This is a genomic window from Paraburkholderia sp. Ac-20340 (assembly GCF_017104965.1).
Classification (GTDB): domain Bacteria; phylum Pseudomonadota; class Gammaproteobacteria; order Burkholderiales; family Burkholderiaceae; genus Paraburkholderia.
In genome coordinates this window covers 1-12,813 of the sequence record NZ_JAAGPR010000058.1, presented here as the reverse complement: position 1 = coordinate 12,813, position 12,813 = coordinate 1, and the positions used below count along the sequence as shown (strand labels likewise).

Annotated in this window: 11 protein-coding genes; 7 read left to right on the top strand and 4 right to left on the bottom strand. The window is 65.6% G+C overall.

The genetic code is table 11. The features are described 5' to 3' along the window. Window positions 1-45: 45 nt before the first annotated feature. Window positions 46-1,218: a UbiH/UbiF family hydroxylase gene (locus G3N59_RS35770; protein ID WP_205987721.1), complete on the bottom strand. Its 1,173-nt coding sequence runs from the start codon at window positions 1,216-1,218 to the stop codon at window positions 46-48. A gap of 348 nt (window positions 1,219-1,566) precedes the next feature. Here G3N59_RS35770 and ychF point away from each other — a divergent pair, with 348 nt between their 5' ends. From ychF to G3N59_RS35755, 3 genes are all read left to right on the top strand, one after another. Beyond that, the gene (gene ychF, locus G3N59_RS35765; RefSeq protein ID WP_205987720.1) at window positions 1,567-2,661 is read left to right on the top strand and encodes a redox-regulated ATPase YchF; all 1,095 of its coding nucleotides are present in this window, start codon (window positions 1,567-1,569) and stop codon (window positions 2,659-2,661) included. 275 nt (window positions 2,662-2,936) lie between these two features. Continuing rightward, complete coding sequence (gene ettA, locus G3N59_RS35760) at window positions 2,937-4,601, top strand: energy-dependent translational throttle protein EttA (protein WP_205987719.1); 1,665 nt, start codon at window positions 2,937-2,939, stop codon at window positions 4,599-4,601. Window positions 4,602-4,761: 160 nt separating this feature from the next. After that, window positions 4,762-5,955, top strand: coding sequence for a DUF748 domain-containing protein (locus tag G3N59_RS35755; protein ID WP_205987718.1), 1,194 nt, complete (start codon window positions 4,762-4,764; stop codon window positions 5,953-5,955). 7 nt (window positions 5,956-5,962) lie between these two features. On the opposite strand, the gene G3N59_RS35750 is transcribed toward G3N59_RS35755, so the two are convergent. From G3N59_RS35750 to G3N59_RS35740, 3 genes are all read right to left on the bottom strand, one after another. After that, complete coding sequence (locus G3N59_RS35750) at window positions 5,963-6,586, bottom strand: HAD family phosphatase (protein WP_205987717.1); 624 nt, start codon at window positions 6,584-6,586, stop codon at window positions 5,963-5,965. Between the two features lie 54 nt (window positions 6,587-6,640). Then, entirely contained in the window at window positions 6,641-8,455 is a 1,815-nt protein-coding gene (locus G3N59_RS35745; protein ID WP_205987716.1) for an aminopeptidase P family protein, read from the bottom strand. Between the two features lie 92 nt (window positions 8,456-8,547). Next, window positions 8,548-8,811, bottom strand: a complete 264-nt coding sequence (locus G3N59_RS35740; RefSeq protein ID WP_205987715.1) for a hypothetical protein — start codon at window positions 8,809-8,811, stop codon at window positions 8,548-8,550. Window positions 8,812-9,008: 197 nt separating this feature from the next. On the opposite strand from G3N59_RS35740, the gene G3N59_RS35735 reads away from it, so the two are divergent. From G3N59_RS35735 to G3N59_RS35720, 4 genes are all read left to right on the top strand, one after another. Further along, window positions 9,009-9,755, top strand: a complete 747-nt coding sequence (locus G3N59_RS35735; RefSeq protein ID WP_205987714.1) for a response regulator transcription factor — start codon at window positions 9,009-9,011, stop codon at window positions 9,753-9,755. 27 nt (window positions 9,756-9,782) lie between these two features. After that, window positions 9,783-11,153 carry a glutamyl-tRNA reductase gene (hemA, locus tag G3N59_RS35730; RefSeq protein ID WP_205987713.1) on the top strand — a complete coding sequence of 457 codons (1,371 nt, stop codon included), beginning with the start codon at window positions 9,783-9,785 and terminating at the stop codon, window positions 11,151-11,153. Window positions 11,154-11,264: 111 nt separating this feature from the next. Then, the gene (prfA, locus tag G3N59_RS35725; protein WP_205987712.1) at window positions 11,265-12,347 is read left to right on the top strand and encodes a peptide chain release factor 1; all 1,083 of its coding nucleotides are present in this window, start codon (window positions 11,265-11,267) and stop codon (window positions 12,345-12,347) included. 14 nt (window positions 12,348-12,361) lie between these two features. Next, window positions 12,362-12,813: HemK/PrmC family methyltransferase (locus G3N59_RS35720; RefSeq protein ID WP_346777986.1), on the top strand; the 452-nt coding region annotated here is incomplete at its 3' end.

The window sequence follows — 12,813 nt, the reverse complement described above, 5'->3', positions numbered from 1 at the left end:
GGAAATGCCCGCGCGGCGCCTGGGAGTTGCAGGGGCGGCGATAAATCAGCCGAGCGCCGCAGCGACGAGCCAGCGTTTGACGAGCGGCTGCGCGCCGACGAACGCCATGCCGGTGTTGCGCACCGCGCGCGCGATCGTGCCGGGCACGGCGAAGAGGCGCTGCAGACCGTCGGTGGCCACGACGAGCTTCTGAATGTCCTCGCGGCGGCCGCGCTCGTAACGGCGCAGCAGCACGGTATCGCCGAGATCGCGGAACGCTTCCTTCTTCGCGATCACGTCGACCAGCGCAGCCACGTCGCGCAGGCCCAGGTTCACACCCTGCCCGGCGAGCGGGTGAATCAGATGCGCGGCGTCGCCCACCAGCGCGACGCGCGGCGCAATCAGCTTGTCGACCGTTTGCAGCGAAAGCGGGAAACCGCGCGCGGGCGTCACGCATTCGAGCGCGCCGTGCAGATTTTGCGTGGCGCGTTCGACTTCGGCGGCGAGTTGTTCGGGTTCGAGCTTGAGGAGCGCTTCGGCATGCTCGCTCTGCGCGGACCACACGAGCGAGACGTGCTGATCGGGCAACGGCAGCAACGCGATGATCTCGCCATCGCGGAACCATTGGTACGCGCATTCGCCGTGCGGCTTCTGCGCGCGGAAATTGGCGACCACGCCGGTCTGCCGGTAATCGCGGCGATCGACCTTCGAACCGATCTGCGAACGCACCCACGAATGCGCGCCGTCGGCGCCCACGGCCAGATCGGCTTCGATCGTTCGGCCGTTGGCGAGGCCGATCACGGCGGCGTCCGGCTTGATGTCGAGCGTTTGCGCGCGCGAATCGATCCAGGTGAGATTGGGCTGGAAATGCAGCGCGGAATCCAGCGCGCGTTCGACCAGCGACGATTCGGCGATCCACGCGAGGTGCGAAACCGAAGCCTGATACGCCGAGAAGTGCAGTTCCGCGGCCGCGTCGCCGAACACGCGCATGTCGTAGACCGGCGTGAGGCGCGTGGCGTCGACCGCCTGCCAGACCCGCAGCCGCTCGAACAGCGCCTCGGAGCTGCGCGAGAAAGCGTAGACGCGCGCGTCGAACACGGCGCCGGGCGGCAGCGGCGCGCAGGGTTGCGCGAGCAGCGCCACGCGCAGGCCGTTCTGGGTCAGCGCCAGCGCCGCCGACTTGCCGACGAGCCCGCCGCCGATCACGGCGACATCAAAGGTCTGGTTGCTTGCAGTCATCCGCGCATTATAGCTGCGGGGCCTTGTCTGACAGGGCCGGATGGGCAGCCCGGCGCACCGCCGCTTGCGTTACGGCAAGCGGGCGCGGTGGCTTGCCGCAGGGACTTCGGCGCCCGCACCGGATCGCGCCCTTTACGCCGCTTGCGCATCGCGCCACAGCCATCGTCAAAGCCATGCGCGGACAAGGTTACAATTACGGTTTTCGTGACTTCGCGTCACGCCCCTGACGTGCATTTTCGTGCCATCCGGGCTGCCCGCCAGGCGCTCCCGCGCCAGCCGGTCCGGCCCCGCAGCTCACGCCCGACCCCGGCGAGCCGCACGTCGCCACCCTGACATGCAGAGAATTTCATGAGCCTCAAATGCGGCATCGTCGGCCTGCCCAACGTCGGCAAGTCCACCCTCTTCAACGCGCTGACCAAAGCCGGCATCGCGGCTGAAAACTATCCGTTCTGCACGATCGAGCCGAACGTCGGCGTCGTGGAAGTGCCGGACCCGCGTCTGAAGGCGCTCTCCGAGATCGTCAAGCCCGAGCGCGTCGTGCCGGCCGTGGTCGAATTCGTCGACATCGCCGGTCTGGTCGCGGGCGCGAGCAAGGGTGAAGGTCTGGGCAACCAGTTCCTCGCCAACATCCGCGAAACCGATGCGATCACCCACGTCGTGCGCTGCTTCGAAGACGAGAACGTGATTCACGTCGCCGGCAAGGTCGATCCGCTCGCGGACATCGAAGTCATCAACACCGAACTGGCGCTGGCCGACCTCAGCACCGTCGAAAAGTCGCTCACGCGCTACTCGAAGGCGGCCAAGTCGGGTAACGACAAGGAAGCGGCGAAGCTCGTCGCCGTGCTGGAGCGCGTGCGCGCCCAGCTCGACCAGGCCAAGCCGGTGCGCGCGCTCGACCTGAACGAAGACGAACAGGCGCTGCTCAAGCCGTTCTGCCTGATCACGGCGAAGAAGACGATGTACGTCGCCAACGTGAAGGACGACGGCTTCGACAACAACCCGTACCTCGACGCCGTGCGCAAGCACGCCGAAGCCGAAGGTGCGCCGGTCGTGGCCGTGTGCGCCGCGATCGAAGCGGAAATCGCCGATCTGGACGACGAAGACAAGATCGCCTTCCTCTCGGACATGGGCATGGAAGAGCCGGGCCTCGACCGCGTGATCCGCGCGGGCTTCCGTCTGCTCGGTCTGCAAACGTACTTCACGGCAGGCGTGAAGGAAGTGCGCGCGTGGACGATTCACGTTGGCGATACGGCCCCGCAGGCCGCCGGCGCGATCCACACGGACTTCGAGCGCGGCTTCATCCGCGCGCAGACCATCGCGTTCGACGACTACATCCAGTACAAGGGCGAAACCGGCGCGAAGGAAGCCGGCAAGATGCGCGCCGAAGGCAAGGAATATGTCGTGCACGACGGCGACGTGATGAACTTCCTGTTCAACGTTTAAGCGACGCTGTCTGGAAGTGCCGAAAAGCCCGCCTGCAAGCGGGCTTTTTTGCGGGCTTGTTTGCGAGCCTATCGGCGGGCTGTACGGCGGGCTGTACGGCGACTAGCCACGCGTCGCTCCCCCATCGCCCGCGCCCCGTACAATAGCGGTTTGCGCATTTCCGCATTCGCGGTTTCGACGCGGCATCCCCAGCCTCGCTGGACGCCATCGCCGCGTTTCAAGACAGAATTCCGCCCCCTTTTTCTCCCGCTTTTTCAGACTCCAAAGACACTCTCATGGCCCAATACGTCTTCACCATGAACCGGGTCGGCAAGATCGTGCCGCCCAAGCGCCAGATCCTGAAGGACATTTCGCTGTCGTTCTTTCCCGGCGCGAAGATCGGTCTGCTCGGCCTGAACGGCTCGGGCAAGTCCACGCTCATCAAGATCATGGCCGGCGTCGACAAGGACATCGAAGGCGAAGCCACGCCGATGCCGAACCTGAACATCGGCTACCTGCCGCAGGAACCGCAGCTCGACCCGGAAAAGACCGTGCGCGAAGCGGTCGAGGAAGGTCTGGGCGAAGTGTTCGGCGCGCAAAAGAAGCTCGACGAGATCTACGCCGCCTACGCGGAACCAGACGCCGACTTCGACGCGCTGGCCGCCGAACAGGCGAAGTACGAAGCGATCCTCGCCACGTCTGACGGCAGCGCGGAACAGCAGATCGAAATCGCCGCCGACGCGCTGCGTCTGCCGGCATGGGACGCGAAGATCGGCAATCTGTCGGGCGGTGAAAAGCGCCGCGTCGCGCTGTGCAAGCTACTGCTCGAAAAGCCGGACATGCTGCTGCTGGATGAGCCGACCAACCACCTTGACGCCGAATCCGTCGAGTGGCTCGAACAGTTCCTCACGCGCTTCCCGGGCACGGTCGTGGCCGTCACCCACGATCGCTACTTCCTGGATAACGCCGCCGAGTGGATTCTCGAACTCGACCGTGGCCACGGCATTCCCTGGAAGGGCAACTACTCCAGCTGGCTCGACCAGAAGGAAGACCGCCTGAAGCAGGAAGAAGCGACGGAATCGGCGCGTCAGAAGGCCATCAAGAAGGAACTGGAGTGGGTGCGCCAGAACCCGAAGGGCCGTCAGGCGAAGTCGAAGGCGCGTATCGCCCGCTTCGAGGAACTGTCGAGCTCGGATTACCAGAAGCGCAACGAAACGCAGGAAATCTTCATTCCGGCGGGCGAGCGTCTGGGCAACGAAGTCATCGAGTTCAAGAACGTCAGCAAGTCGTACGGCGACCGTCTGCTGATCGACGATCTCAGCTTCAAGATTCCGGCGGGCGCGATCGTCGGCATCATCGGCCCGAACGGCGCCGGTAAGTCGACGCTGTTCCGCATGCTCACGGGCAAGGAACAGCCGGATTCGGGCGAAATCGTGCAAGGCCCGACGGTCAAGCTCGCCTACGTCGATCAGAGCCGCGACGCGCTGGCGTCGAACAAGACCGTGTTCGAGGAAATCTCGGGCGGCGCGGACGTGCTGACGGTGGGCAAGTACGAAACGCCGTCGCGCGCGTACATCGGCCGCTTCAACTTCAAGGGCGGCGATCAGCAGAAGATCGTCGGCAATCTGTCGGGTGGTGAGCGCGGCCGTCTGCATCTGGCCAAGACGCTGATTTCGGGCGGCAACGTCCTGCTGCTGGACGAACCGTCGAACGACCTCGACGTCGAAACGCTGCGTGCGCTCGAAGACGCGCTGCTCGAATTCGCGGGTTCGGTGATGGTGATTTCCCACGATCGCTGGTTCCTCGACCGTATCGCCACGCACATCCTGGCGTTCGAAGGCGACTCGCAAGTCACGTTCTTCGACGGCAACTACCAGGAATACGAAGCCGACAAGATCAAGCGTCTGGGCGAAGAAGCCGCGCGTCCGAAGCGTCTGCGCTACAAGCCGATCAGCCGTTAATCCCGGCGGTGTATCGACGAAAACGGCAGCCTGCGGGCTGCCGTTTTTTTTCGCGCGCATGCCGTGACGCCGCGCATCTGCGGCACGGCGGTTGCTGGATGCGGCTACGCTTGAAGCCTTGTCCGCTCACGCCGCACTGTCTCCCGCCGAGGTGCACCGCATGTCGACGCCGAACCGCCACCATCCGGCCTCCCGAATTCTGTTGATCGTCGCGATGGTCGTCGTGGCGCTGTTGGTGCTCGCGTTCGGCGCGCTGTACGCGCTGCAGCGCGAGGCCAAAGCGCGCGTGGAAGCGGCGCTCGCGCCCATCGGCACGGCGGCGCAGGTGAACGTGGCGTTCTGGCTCACCTCGGTCGAGCTCACCGACGTGCGCCTCAAACCGCCGCCCGACTGGCCGGCCGCCGACATGTTGCGCGCCGGCCGCATCACCATCACGCCCGATCTGCGCGCCCTGCTTTCGCACCGCGTACACGTGCGCGAAGTGCATCTGAGCGATTTCACGATGACGGTGCTGCGCCGCCCGAACGGTTCGATCGCGCTGCTGCCGAATCTGCGGCGCGAGATGGAAGCGGCGAGCGCGGGTCCGGCATCTTCTGCATCGGCCGCTGCGAGCGACAGCGTTATCAAACTTCCCAGCGAAAAGCTGATCGACCACATCGTCTTCGACAATGGCCGCTTCGTGTTCTACGACCGCTCGGTGGGCAATCCGCCGTGGCGCGTGACGGTGAGCGACGCCCACGCGAGCGTCGATCACGTGCAATTGCCCACGCTCGACGAACCCACGCACGTCGCGGTCACGGGCGCGATCAAGGGTCCGGCGCACACCGGCCACGTGAGTTTCGAAGGCACCATCCGCATCGCGAGCAAGGACTCGCAGACGCATACGGTGCTGCGCGGCGTGGACATCCTCACGCTCGATCCTTATCTGCTGAAAAAAGCCGGCGCGAAGACCCGTATCACCGGCGGCACGCTCGATCTCGATCTCACCGCGACGGTGCGCGGCTATCGCCTGCACGCGCCTGGCGTGGTGACGATCCGCCAGCTTCAACTGGCCGAAAGCAGCGATCCGCTCGATACCTTCATGTCGATTCCGACGCGCGCCGCCGTCGCCGCGCTCAAGTCGCACAAGGGCGACATCACGCTGCATTTCGTACTCGACGGAGATTTGCACGATCCGAAATTCAAGCTCAACGAGAGCCTGATGACCGAGTTGCGCGCGGGCTTCGCACAGGCGCTCGGGGTGAGCGCGCAAGGTGTGGCGCAAGGCGCCGGGCAAACCGCAAAGGGCATCGCCGACGCGCTGCGCAGCCTGTTCGTCAAACCGGCGCAGCCTGCCGCGCCGGCTTCAAAGTGACGCCGGCTTAAACCGGCAGACCGAGTTCGCGCAGCTTCGCATCGGTGCCGGCGTTGCTCGTGTGATGCACCGCATGCCAGCCGAGCTTCGTGGCGGTCGCGGCGTTGTGCGGGTTGTCGTCGATAAAAACGAGTTCGTCGGGCTGCACGCCGGGCAGTTGCGCTTCGATGCGGCGGAACATCTCGTGGTAAATCGCCGGATCGGGCTTCGCGAGCCGCACGCGCCCCGACACCACCACATCGCGGCAACGGCGCAGGATGCCGAAGCGCTCCCACGCCCACGGAAAAGTTTCCGCCGACCAGTTGGTCAGACCGAAGATCGGCACATTCGCCGCTTCCAGACGCTCGAACGTGGCCACGCCGCCTTCGAGCAGCCCGCCGATCATCTCGTGCCAGCGCTCGTAGAACGCGCGGATCAGCGCTTCGTGCCCGGGAAAGCGCGCGACCAGTTCTTCGGTGCCGACGGCGATCGGCTCGCCGCCGTCCTGGCGCACGACCCAGTCCATCGCGCAGACGTGGGTGAGAAACCAGCGGCGTTCGTCGTCGTTGGGAATCAGCTTGCGATAGAGATACTCAGGACTCCAGTCCACCAGCACTCCGCCGAAATCGAACACCACTGCCTTGATCGCCATGCGCCTGCGCTCCCTGGGTTTGCGTTGCGTTTGCGTTGCTCCGCCGTTGAAAGGTCAGATCGGCTGCGTGCGCTTTTCGAGCCACGCCAGCGCATCGCCGCTGACGTGCGGCGAGACGCGTTCGCGAACCGTCTGATGGTACGCATTGAGCCACGCGCGCTCGTCTTCGCGCAACAGCGCCAGATCAATACAACGCGTATCAATCGGACAAAGCGTCAGCGTTTCGAACTTCAGGAAATCGCCGAATTCGGTCGCGCCCGCGCTCACGTTGAGCACGAGGTTTTCGATCCGCACGCCCCACTTGCCCGGACGATAGATGCCCGGCTCGTTCGAGGTGATCATGCCCTCTTCCATCGCGGTCCACGGCTCGGCCGGCGCGTAGTGCGAAATCACCTGCGGACCTTCGTGCACGTTCAGGAAGTAGCCCACGCCGTGACCGGTGCCGTGACCGTAATCGGCGCCCGCTTCCCAGATCGGCGCACGCGCGATGGCGTCGAGCATCGGCGAGCGGATGCCGCGCGGGAACTGCGCACGCGAGAGCGCCATCATGCCCTTGAGCACCAGCGTGAAGTCGCGCTTTTGCTCCGCGCTGGGCGTGCCCACGGGCACCACGCGGGTGATGTCGGTGGTGCCGTCCAGGTACTGGCCGCCCGAATCGATCAGCAGCAGGCCATCGCCTTCGATCACGCTATGCGACTGTTCGGTCGCGCGGTAATGCGGCATCGCGCCGTTCGCGTTGAAGCCCGCAATCGTCGAGAACGACAGCGACACATAGCCCGGACGGCGCGCGCGCGCCGCCGTGAGCTTTTCGTCGACGGTGAGTTCGGTGATGGTTTCGTGGCCCAGCGCCGCTTCGAACCACGCGAAGAATTCGGCCAGCGCCGCGCCGTCCTGCTCCATGGTCGCGCGCACGTGCTGCGCTTCCACGGCCGTCTTGCGCGACTTCAGATAGGTGCTCGGATTCAGCGCCTCGACCAGCTTCACCTGCGCCGGCACCGCTTCGAGCACACCGAAGGTCACGCGGCGCGGATCGACCAGCAGCGTAGCGCCCGCAGGCAGCGCGCCGAGTGCCGCCGCGGTTTGCGTGTAAGGCACGACGCGCACGTTGTCGCGCGCGAGCGATTGCACGAGATCGGCGGACACCTTGCCGTCGGCGACGAACAGCGTTGCATCGTCCGGGCCGATCAGCGCATGCGCGACGAACACCGGGTTGTAGTTCACGTCGGTGCCGCGCAGATTGAACAGCCACGCGAGGTCATCGAGCGTCGAAACGAAGTGCCACTGCGCGCCCAGTTCGGCCATCGCCGCGCGCACCTGCGCGAGCTTGCCCGCGCGTTGCGCGTCGGCGTGCGGCGCGACGTGCTCGTACACCGGCTCGACCGGCAGCGAGGGACGCGCGCTCCAGACATCGTCGAGCAGATCGAGATCGGTGCGCAGCTTGACGTCGCGCGCTTCGAGCGCGTCGGCCAGCGCACGCGCCGAGGCCACGCCCAGCACGGCGCCATCCACCGCGACCGCGCCGCCCGCAGGCACGTTCTGCGCGAGCCAGGCGATGTGCGGCGCGCTCTGCTGGCCGGCCGTCATCTTCATCAGTTGCACGCCGGTGCCGACGAGCTGGTTTTCGGCCTGCACCCAATAGCGGCTATCGACCCACACGCCCGCGAAATCCTTCGTCACGACCAGCGTGCCCACCGAGCCCGTGAAGCCCGACAGCCACTCGCGGCCCTGCCAGCGGCGCGGCAGATATTCGGAGAGATGCGGATCGGCGGACGGCACGAGGGCGGCGTCCACGCCGGCAGCGGCCATGGCGACGCGCAGCGCGGCAATGCGTTCGGGAGTCGTGGACGTTTCGGGGAGTCGGGCGTTCATGTTTTCACCTGCGAGAGTAGTGATGCGCGTGGGGCGCTATTCGAACCTTGGATAGGCATTAATCAGGTGCGCATTGGCGGATGTCTGGGCGGTCAGCGGCGGGCGCGCAGCGCCACCAGCACGGCCACGAAGACAAACGCGACGGCCGTGCAGACCGGCCATTCGAGCAGTTCGCCATCGTAGAAAAGACCGGTCGCGCGGCCCGCCGTTTTCGCGAGCGCCGCACCAATGAGCGCAGCGGCAATCGCGAGCAGGAGCGTGCGACCGGCGGGCCCGGAGGCGCGGCGCAGCGGGTGGAGCAGCCATCCCGCGAAACCCGTGACGAGTCCGAGCACGACGATGCCTGGCCAGCCCATTAGCGCTTTGTCCTAAGGAATTTCAGACGAGTCCTATAGGACTGCAAGGGGGCGGCGGATAGCATTCTTTTGTCTCTTTTACAACAGTATTTTTACCGGAAAACGGTCGGCTTGGCGCTTCCCGCGTAGCGGTTGAGTGTAGGGGGCGGGATGGCGCAAGGCAAGCGCACCCCGGCCCGCCCTGGCTGGACACCCCTATGCGAATCGCTCTTGTCGAACCTGACGCGCGCCAGGCCGAAATCATCGAACGTCTGCTGATTGCAGGCGGTCACGCCTGTCGCCATTTCCCTCTCGGCGCTCCGCTCGTCGAAGCGCTCGAAGACGACGCCTTCGACCTGCTGATGGCCGCCTACTGGTGCGGCGACGCCGGCGGCGACGAACTCATCCCGCGCGTGCGCCGTCTGCTGCCGGGCCTGCCCGCCATCGTGCTGATGGCCTCGCCGCATGAAAGCGAAATCGTCGCCAGCCTCCAGGCCGGTGCAGACGACTGCATCGCCAAGCCGGTACGCGGCCCCGAAATGCTCGCCCGCATCGACGCGCTGCTGCGCCGCGCAGGCGTGCGCCGCCCGCGCAATCGCGCGCACTATGGTTTCGGCGATTATCAATTCGATTCGGCGCGCTACGCGGTCACTTTCAGGGGCCATAGCGTCACGCTCACGCCCAAGGAATTTCGCTTCGCACTGCTGCTTTTCACCAATGCATCGCGCCCCGTTTCGCGCGCGCGCATTCTGGAAACGGTCTGGAATCTGAACCGCGACGTTCGGTCGCGCACGCTCGATACGCACGCCTCGCGGCTGCGCAGCAAATTGCAGCTCGGGCCCGAGCATGGCTGGCGCTTAACCACGCTATACGGCTACGGATATCAACTCGAACGACTGCCGATTAATACTGGGGAGGACGCTGACATTGCCGACGCCAATGTCAGAAGCGCGGAAAAGTTATAATATCCGCCTAAATCTTCGCCCCATGGTATGCAGCTTCTAACGATCGGAATCAATCACCACACCGCGCCCGTCGCCTTGCGCGAACGCGTGGCGTTTCCGCTCGAACAGATCAAACCGGCCCTCGAACTCTTCAAAGAGGCGTGGACCGGCGGCAAGCGCTCCCTCAGCGCGCCCGAAGCTGCCATCCTCTCCACCTGCAACCGCACCGAACTCTACTGCGCGACCGACGCGCAGGCTTCGCGCGACTCCGCGGTGGAATGGCTCTCGCACTATCACGGTATCCGCGCCGAGGAACTCGCGCCGCACGTCTATACGCTGCCGCAGTCCGAAGCCGTGCGTCACGCGTTTCGCGTGGCCTCGGGTCTCGATTCGATGGTGCTGGGCGAAACCCAGATCGTCGGTCAGATGAAAACGGCCGTGCGCACCGCCACCGAGGCCGGCGCGCTGGGCACCTATCTGAACCAGTTGTTCCAGCGCACCTTCGCCGTGGCGAAGGAAGTGCGCAGCACCACGGAAATCGGGGCGCAATCCGTATCGATGGCCGCCGCCGCCGTGCGTCTCGCGCAGCGCATCTTCGACAAGATCGCCAACCAGCGCGTGCTGTTCATCGGCGCGGGCGAAATGATCGAGCTGTGCGCCGCGCACTTCGCCGCGCAGCAGCCGCGCGAACTGGTGGTCGCCAATCGCACCGCCGAACGCGGCCGCTCTGTTGCAGAACGTTTCGGCGGCAAGTCGATTCCGCTCTCCGAGCTGCCCGCGCGCATGCACGAATTCGACATCATCGTGTCATGTACGGCCTCCACGCTGCCGATCATCGGTCTGGGCGCGGTCGAGCGTGCGGTGAAGGCGCGCCGTCACCGTCCGATCTTCATGGTCGACCTCGCCGTGCCGCGCGATATCGAAGCCGAAGTCGGCCAGCTCGAAGACGTGTTCCTCTACACCGTCGACGACCTCGGCACCATCGTGCGCGAAGGCAATGCTTCGCGTCAGGCGGCGGTGGCGCAGGCCGAAACCATCATCGAATCGCGCGTGGCGAACTTCATGCAGTGGCTCGACTCGCGCAGCATCGTGCCGGTGATCCGCCACATGCACACGCAAGCCGACGCGCTGCGCCGCGCCGAACTCGATCGCGCGCGCAAGATGCTCGCGCGCGGCGAAGATCCGTCCGTCGTGCTCGAAGCGCTGTCGCAGGCGCTCACCAACAAGCTGATTCACGGCCCGACGCACGCGCTCAACACGTCGAGCGGCGAAAGCCGCGATTCGCTGATCGAGCTGATGAGCGGTTTCTATCGCCACGGCCAGCTGGCCAAAGGCAGCGATGCGCGCGAGCCGCAGACCACCGCGCAGGCATCGAACCTCGACGAATCGTCCAACGCGTCCGGCTCTTCGGACCGTTAGCGGCACTCGCCGCGCCAAACGTCCGCGCATGGCATTTGCGCGGCAACGCCTGGGCTTGCGCCCGCCCCTCTTTTCCCGCAGTCCTGACCGGAGCCCGCTCCGTACCGCCCGATGAAAACGAGCATGCAATCGAAGCTCGACCAGCTGACGACACGCCTGGCCGAGCTGAACGACCTGTTGAGCCGTCCCGATGTGACGTCCAACCGCGACCAGTACCGCAAGCTCACGCGCGAGCACGCGGAAATCGGGCCGGTGGTCGAGCATTACGCGCAATGGCGCCAGGCGAAAGACGACGAAACGGCCGCGAAGGATCTGCTGAGCGACGCCTCGATGCGCGATTTCGCCGAAGAAGAGGTGAAGGCTTCGCGCGAACGCATGGCGCAGCTTCAGCACGAATTGCAGATGATGCTGCTGCCGAAGGACCCCAACGACGACCGCAACGTGTTCCTCGAAATCCGCGCGGGCACGGGCGGCGACGAATCGGCGCTGTTCGCGGGCGACCTGCTGCGCATGTATCTGCGCTACGCGGAACGCAACCGCTGGCAGATCGAGATGATGTCGGCGAGCGAGTCGGATCTGGGCGGCTACAAGGAAGTGATCGTGCGCATCGCGGGCGAGGCGGCCTACTCCAGGCTCAAGTTCGAGTCGGGCGGCCATCGCGTGCAGCGCGTGCCGGCGACCGAAACGCAGGGCCGCATCCATACGTCGGCGTGTACGGTCGCGGTGATGCCGGAAGCGGACGAAATCGGCGAAGTCGAAATCAATCCCGCCGATCTGCGCATCGACACTTTCCGTGCCTCCGGCGCGGGCGGTCAGCACATCAACAAGACCGATTCGGCCGTGCGTGTGACGCACATGCCGACGGGCATCGTCGTGGAATGTCAGGACGATCGCTCGCAGCACAAGAACAAGGATCGCGCGCTCAAGGTGCTGGCCGCGCGCATCAAGGACAAGCAGTATCAGGAGCAGCACGCGAAGGAAGCGGCCACGCGCAAGAGCCTCGTGGGCTCGGGCGACCGCTCGGAGCGCATCCGCACCTACAACTTCCCGCAAGGGCGTCTGACCGATCATCGGATCAATCTGACGCTTTATCGCCTCGAAGCGATCATGGACGGCGATCTGCAAGAGCTGATCGGCGCGCTGTTGTCCGAGCATCAGGCTGAACAGCTGGCCTCGCTCGGCGATGCGGATTAAGGCGCGCTGAACCCGTGAACGCTTCGCAATCCGACCCGCAACAAGTCACCGCGGACGCGCTGCTGCGCGCCTCGCCGCTGCCCGCGCTCGAAACGCGCATCCTGCTGATGCACGTGCTGCGGTGGCGTCGCACCGATCTCATCACGCGCGGCGATCAGGCGCTCGATGCCGCCAATGTTGCCGCGTATCGCGCGCTCGAAGCGCGCCGCGCGGCCGGTGAGCCGATCGCGCAACTGGTGGGCGCGCGCGAGTTCTTCGGCCTCGATTTCGAAGTCACGCCCGACGTGCTGATTCCGCGCCCGGAAACCGAATTGCTGGTGGAAACCGCGCTCGCGGCGATGGAAGGCACGGCGCAGCCGCGCGTGCTCGATCTGGGCACCGGCAGCGGCGCGATTGCCGTGGCGATCGCCTCGGCGCGGCCCGATGCGCGCGTGTGGGCCGTCGACCGTTCGGCGGGCGCGCTGGA

What these genes read in the sequence shown, in the direction of transcription:
- G3N59_RS35770 (WP_205987721.1), bottom strand. Translation starts at nt 1,218, where the DNA reads ATGACTGCAAGCAACCAGACCTTTGATGTCGCCGTGATCGGCGGCGGG.
- ychF (WP_205987720.1), top strand. Translation starts at nt 1,567, where the DNA reads ATGAGCCTCAAATGCGGCATCGTCGGCCTGCCCAACGTCGGCAAGTCC.
- ettA (WP_205987719.1), top strand. Translation starts at nt 2,937, where the DNA reads ATGGCCCAATACGTCTTCACCATGAACCGGGTCGGCAAGATCGTGCCG.
- G3N59_RS35755 (WP_205987718.1), top strand. Translation starts at nt 4,762, where the DNA reads ATGTCGACGCCGAACCGCCACCATCCGGCCTCCCGAATTCTGTTGATC.
- G3N59_RS35750 (WP_205987717.1), bottom strand. Translation starts at nt 6,586, where the DNA reads ATGGCGATCAAGGCAGTGGTGTTCGATTTCGGCGGAGTGCTGGTGGAC.
- G3N59_RS35745 (WP_205987716.1), bottom strand. Translation starts at nt 8,455, where the DNA reads ATGAACGCCCGACTCCCCGAAACGTCCACGACTCCCGAACGCATTGCC.
- G3N59_RS35740 (WP_205987715.1), bottom strand. Translation starts at nt 8,811, where the DNA reads ATGGGCTGGCCAGGCATCGTCGTGCTCGGACTCGTCACGGGTTTCGCG.
- G3N59_RS35735 (WP_205987714.1), top strand. Translation starts at nt 9,009, where the DNA reads ATGCGAATCGCTCTTGTCGAACCTGACGCGCGCCAGGCCGAAATCATC.
- hemA (WP_205987713.1), top strand. Translation starts at nt 9,783, where the DNA reads ATGCAGCTTCTAACGATCGGAATCAATCACCACACCGCGCCCGTCGCC.
- prfA (WP_205987712.1), top strand. Translation starts at nt 11,265, where the DNA reads ATGAAAACGAGCATGCAATCGAAGCTCGACCAGCTGACGACACGCCTG.